The organism is uncultured Campylobacter sp., assembly GCF_938045595.1.
Classification (GTDB): Bacteria; Campylobacterota; Campylobacteria; order Campylobacterales; family Campylobacteraceae; genus Campylobacter_B.
The window spans coordinates 1-4,832 of record NZ_CALIBB010000084.1 but is presented as its reverse complement, the minus strand read 5'-3'; the positions used below and the strand labels follow the sequence as shown (position 1 = coordinate 4,832).

Below are 4,832 nucleotides of genomic sequence, written 5' to 3'. Positions count from 1 at the left end.
GCACCTATATTTTTGTAAGTTTCGCTTGGATTTTTTTCGCCAATTCCCTGACAGATGCGGCGGCGATTTTGAGCGCTTTTACCCGCGCGCGAGCTTTCGGAGATATTAGCGAGCTAGCGGTGCTTGCGGTGATTTTAGCGGGGATTTTTGTTTATCCTAAAATTTCAGCTCTTAAAGATACTTTGATCGCGCTTTTTGCCGAGCTGCCGTTTTTGCCTAAAGCTCTCGCGCTCGGCGTGATATTCACGCTGATTTTCGCGCTGATGCCAAGCGGAATTCCAAATTTCATCTACGCAGGATTTTAGATGCTTAGGTTTGTTTCGACTCTGCTTTTTGCGCTGCTTTTCTCGGCATTTTTTATGCAAGGCTCGCTGCTTTATTATTTGGAGCAGCGATTTCACGATGATTTCGGGCTAGAAGAATGGCTGCGCCGCTCGCCGTTTCGCGTAGGCGGAGAGATCTACGAAAAGATTGCAAATGGTGCAGATAAGCTTGAGCAGCGTATCAAAGGCGAGGACATTAGCAAGGATGAGGACGCAAGTCCGCATAGCGGAAGCAAAAATTTTAAAAAACCTGCGCAAGATCGTATGGCGGAAAATCAAGCTTTGCAAAGCACGAGGGCGCGAGATCACGATGCTTCGCAAAGCGTTAAGTCGCAAGGTAGCAAGCCGCAAGCCCATGCCGCGAAGAATTCAGCTTTAAATAATTCTACACATCATTCAAAGACGCGCGATTCGGCGCAGGAGCCTTACACACAAAATTCCATCCCTCAAAATTCTACTTCGCAAAATTCCGTGTCACAAAGCCAGACTACAACAAGCTCTGTGCCGCACAGCTCCTCTGCGTCGCAAAATCCCGTCACGGCAAGCGCAACCTTGCAAAGCGGCGAAAATTCTGATCCTCAACTCCCTGTTCCGCAGGCTTTGGAGCAGAATTTAACTACGCAAAGCTCCGCGGAGATTGATGCTAAAATTTCGCTTAGCGACGATGGCAAAATCCGCCTAAATGCAGGCGATGAGGTGCTTTTTATGGGCGATAGTCTGATGCAATACGTGGGGATGAACGCTAAGAAATTTTTCCCGAAGCGAAGCCTGAGGGTGATCGATCTTAGCAAGCAATCTACGGGGCTTGCGAGCAAGAAATCTTTCGACTGGCAAAAGACGCTCGATACTGCGCTTAGAGAGAATGGCGGCGTTAAGCTCGTAGTCGTGCTTCTGGGCGCCAACGACGTCTGGGAGTACCGCGCAGGGGGTAAAACTTATGGCATTAAAACGCCGCGCTGGCGAGAGTTTTACGCCTCAAGAGTGCGCGAGATCTACGATACGGCGCACTCGCACGGCGCGGGAGTGCTGTGGCTAGCGATGCCGTGTATGCAAAAGCCGGATTTTGAGGAGAAAACGCAGCTGCTAAATCAAATATATGCCGACGCTAGTATGGCGCTTGGCGGGTATTTTATGCAAACAACCCCGCTGGTGTGCGAAAAAGGCGTCTATAAAACCTATCTGCAAAGCGGCTCCAAGCTCGTGCGCGTGCGCCAAGACGACGGCATTCATATGAGCAAAGAGGGTTGCGAAGCGGTAGCGAAAGAAATTTTATCAAGGATTGAAGTTGAGTAAGTTTATGGTCATTTTATTTGCCGCATTATTAGGCGGATGCGCGGCAAACGCAGGCGTCCGCGGCATAAATTCCGCAAACGCAAAAAGCTCTGCGGGCTTTGGAGTGAAATTTTTTGGCGATTCGCATTTAGGAAGCGACGCGCTGATAGATGCTTTCAGGCACGGCTTTTTCGTGCAAAACAGCGTCGGCTTCGTGCCTGCAATGATGCCTAAATATCACAAAAGCGAAAATATAGAATTTAAGCAAAGCGGCTTTAATGTAATCTCGTCTCGCACCGAGCAAGACCCCGATTTCCCGTTATGCGGAGTGATCGCTACCGGCAAAAAGGGCGCTAATGTGCGACTGGAGCTAAAGCAGCTTAGCGGCGATTTTTACGTCGAAATTTTACATAAATCGGATCAGGGCGGCGAGATTTTTCGCGTGCGCGATGCAAGTGGGCTAAGCGCGTATATTTCGCAAGAAGTGCCGCAGAAATGGGAGTATTCTAAGCTGCGACTTAGATTTCCGATCGAAATTCGATCGCTGCGTGACGGAGCAGAGCTTGGAGGATATAAAATTTATCGTAAAAACGCGCGCTTTGCAGACTCTTGCGCGAGCAACGGCGCGTTTAGCAACCTCTACGAAAAATGGGGTGCAGATGCCTTTGGTAGGGATTTTTCAGGACTTAGATACAATCTGGTAGTCATCGCTTACGGCACAAACGACGCGATGGATCCGAAATTTGATGAACAAAAATTCTACCAAAGCGTCCGTGGGCTGCTTCGCTCCGTTCGCTCCGCAGCTCCCGGTGCAAAAATCCTGCTCGTAGCGCCGCCGCGAAGCCCTAAAGTGCCAAACGCCTCACGCGCTGCGGAGGTGCTAGCGCATCTGGCGCGAGATGAAGGGGCGATGTTTTACGACATAGCCGGTCTTATGGATGAGGATGGCGGCTGGCGCGGCTGGCGCGAGCGTGGGCTTATTCGCCCTGACGAAATCCACTTGCAAAAAGAGGGCTACGAAAAAATCGGCGCAGCGCTGGCGACGAAATTGCGCGGCAGGCTTTAAAATTAATCTTTAAATTTAGGCGGCTCGCCGTGGAATTTATAAAGTTCGTTGTGAAAATTTACAAAGCTCTTTGTGGAAATTGCACAATCTGCCGCTAAATTTACGTGGTTCGCTATAAAATTTACAAAGTTCGTCGCTAAATTTAAAATTTAGCGGCAGTAAGCAAAGCTGCGCCTACTTGGATTTCGCCGCTTAAATCTGCGCCGCGAAATTTAAGATCAGAGGCCGCGGCTTTAAATTTACGCGTCGATAGGCTTGATGCCTGCGTTTTTTAAAATACCTCGCCTAAATTTACGCTTTTAATTTGGATTAAATTTGCGCGGTTGCAGCTCGGAGCACAGAGGGTCGTGCGGCGTGCGCCGTGTAAAATTTAGCGCTTAAAATTTCTATTCGCATGGGCTGTGGCAAAGCGCGGCGAGTTAAATTTAAGAAAGCAAAAAAGGAGAGACAGATGATATATCTTTGCGGCGATACGCACGGAATAAACGAGATCGGCAAAATAACGAACAAGGCCTTTGCGGGCGGGCTTAGCGCCGATGATTTCGTCATCGTGCTCGGAGATTTCGGGCTATTTTGGAGCGAGCGGATAGATGAGTTTATGGCGCGCAAAAATATAGAAAGATATTTCCCCGCTACGCTTCTTTTTATCGACGGCAATCACGAAAATTTCGATATGTTGGATCAGCTGCCGCGCGAGCGAAAATTCGGCGGCACCGTGGGCGTGGGCGGCGAGAATATTTTTTGGCTGCAGCGCGGCGAAATTTACGAGATTGCAGGGCGACATTTTTTGTGCTTCGGTGGCGCGCTTAGCGTCGATAAGGTGCATCGGATACCGGGGCTTAGCTGGTGGGCGCGCGAAATTCCGAGCGAGGAGGAGTTTAGCTATGCGGTGCAAAATGCGCGCGATTTCATCGCTACGGGCGGGCGGATCGATGCGGTGCTAAGCCACACGGCGCCAGGGTTTGCGATGAAATTTTTAAAAGAATACCTTTGGTGCGGCAAAAGTACCCCCGATAAAACGTCTGAGTATTTAGAGAGGATCTTTGAGCTCGTAAGACCTGAGCGGTGGTATTTCGGACACTTTCACGGCGATAAGAAATTCCATGCGCACGGCTGCGATTTTTATCTCTGCTACGATGAAATTTTAAAATTTGAGGGCTAGCCTTAAGCCCGCAGCAGCAAAATTTAAAGCTTGCAAACGGCGAAATTCTGCCCATAAATTTTAAATGCTGAGGCGCGCGGAACCCAACTTTTATATTAAAATTTAAGCTAGTTCTGCTAGAATGTGGCACTTTTTTAGAAAGGAATAAAGATGAAGGTTGTAATTACTTATTGTAATTCTTGATCTTATAGACCGCAAGCTCTCCGTGTGAGAGATGAAATAACAAGCGTCTATAAGGATGCAGTTGTCGAGTTGGCCCCTGGTGGCAGCGGAGACTTTCTAGTAGAAGTTGACGGCAGAAAGCTTTTCTTCAATAAAGATTTTGCTAAGCCTCGTTTCCCAAGTGAAGGTGAAATTTTAAATCTAATTAAAGTTGCAGCCTAGTTCAAAGCCCGAAAGCGGATCACAAGATTTGCTTTCGGGCGTTTTTATACTCAAATTTTAATTATCCGTAAATTTAATCGTAAAACCATCCTAAATTTGCCAGATCGGCGCTACGCAAAATTTAGATTAAATGATCCACGCTGCGGCAAATTCGAAAAGCCATTTTAATCAAATTTGCGCAACCGATGCGGTTTAAATTTATCGATCTGAGTTTATAAATTTTAAAAGAAAGAGGAATTTTTGCGAAATTAAAATTTCGCAAAAATAGAGAAGTTATTTGTTTGCTTTTTCGATATACTCGCCGCGGACGGTATCTACGCGGATGACCTCGCCTTCGAGCACGTGAAATGGGATCTGTACCACGGCGCCGGTCTCAAGCGTGGCGGGCTTTTTATTGCTGCCCTGCGTATCGCCGCGGAAATTCGGCGCGGTTTCTACAATCTTAAGCTCCACCACCTGCGGAACCTCGACGCCGATCGCCTTGCCGTTGTAAAACATAATATCCACCATCATGCCGTCAAGCATCCATTTTTTCGCCTCGCCTACGTCCTCGTCGCTGATCGCAATCTGTTCGTAACTATCGGTATCCATAAACTGACACGCCTCGCCGTCGTCGTAGAGATAC

The 4,832-nt window shown here is 48.1% G+C and carries 4 protein-coding genes and 2 pseudogenes; 5 read left to right on the top strand and 1 reads right to left on the bottom strand.

Translation table 11 applies throughout. The features are described 5' to 3' along the window. The 5 genes and pseudogenes from Q0340_RS03295 to Q0340_RS03275 all read left to right on the top strand — a co-directional run. Positions 1–305: pseudogene (locus tag Q0340_RS03295) on the top strand (hypothetical protein); the annotation flags it as partial. Then, positions 306–1,616, top strand: a complete 1,311-nt coding sequence (locus Q0340_RS03290) for a DUF459 domain-containing protein (RefSeq protein ID WP_298082145.1) — start codon at positions 306–308, stop codon at positions 1,614–1,616. Next, positions 1,609–2,661, top strand: a complete 1,053-nt coding sequence (locus tag Q0340_RS03285; protein WP_298082144.1) for a GDSL-type esterase/lipase family protein — start codon at positions 1,609–1,611, stop codon at positions 2,659–2,661. Before Q0340_RS03290 ends, Q0340_RS03285 begins: the two co-directional genes overlap by 8 nt. A 451-nt stretch (positions 2,662–3,112) precedes the next feature. Beyond that, positions 3,113–3,823: a metallophosphoesterase gene (locus Q0340_RS03280; RefSeq protein ID WP_298082143.1), complete on the top strand. Its 711-nt coding sequence runs from the start codon at positions 3,113–3,115 to the stop codon at positions 3,821–3,823. Between the two features lie 150 nt (positions 3,824–3,973). After that, positions 3,974–4,207, top strand: coding sequence for a SelT/SelW/SelH family (seleno)protein (locus tag Q0340_RS03275; protein WP_295098848.1), 234 nt, complete (start codon positions 3,974–3,976; stop codon positions 4,205–4,207). A gap of 273 nt (positions 4,208–4,480) precedes the next feature. Here Q0340_RS03275 and Q0340_RS03270 read toward each other — a convergent pair. Further along, positions 4,481–4,832: pseudogene (locus Q0340_RS03270) on the bottom strand (elongation factor P); the annotation flags it as partial.